The 631-nt window shown below is 75.1% G+C and carries 1 pseudogene; it reads right to left on the bottom strand.

Annotated features, from left to right (window positions below):
• Nucleotides 1–435 precede the first annotated feature (435 nt).
• A pseudogene (locus GT354_RS18105) lies at nucleotides 436–631 on the bottom strand (hypothetical protein); the annotation flags it as partial.

The raw sequence follows: 631 nt of genomic DNA, 5'->3' as shown, positions 1-631 counted from the left end.
GCAGTCTTGAGCCACCTCCCCGCACGGGGACCCCTCATCGGGCAAGGCCGGGCCCTCAGTGGGGAAATCGGGTGGGGAGGGGTGCCTCCCCACTGTGCCGATCAGCGTACGAGCCCCCGACCATGCCCGACCCCCGCACGGGCAGGCCACCGGCCCAACACTGCGACCACCGCCCGCGCACACCCACCGGATACGCCGGCCCGAACATCCCCATCGGCCGGCAGCGGTGATCGGCTACGGGACACGCCGCCGGCGCGGGGGGTCACAGCGGGGAGGCGGGGTGATCCCAGGTGGGACCCACCCGCGCACCACCGCCGCGCGCCCCACACCGGCACCCGTCCGGGCTCACCGTCGTTCGGCCGGGTCCCACGACGGAACGGAGCGCGCGGCCGGCGGGGCATGGGTTGCTCGCGCAGAGCCGCAGGCCACCCGGGTCTACGCCGCGCGCCGGTTGACCCGCCGCAGCGCACCGGCCACCAGTTCCGCGCCGCGCACCGACATGCGGATGTCCACCGAGGCCGAGCCGTCCGGCAGCGACACCGCCACCGCGCGAGCTTCCGCACGCGTCAAACCGTGCGCGACGATCACGTCGTTGAGCATGTCCGCCGTGACCTGGGCCAGACGCCACGCG

The organism is Streptomyces sp. SID3343, from assembly GCF_009865215.1.
Lineage (GTDB): Bacteria > Actinomycetota > Actinomycetes > Streptomycetales > Streptomycetaceae > Embleya.
Note: the sequence above shows the minus strand (reverse complement) of the source record. Positions and strands in the feature narration are given on the sequence as shown.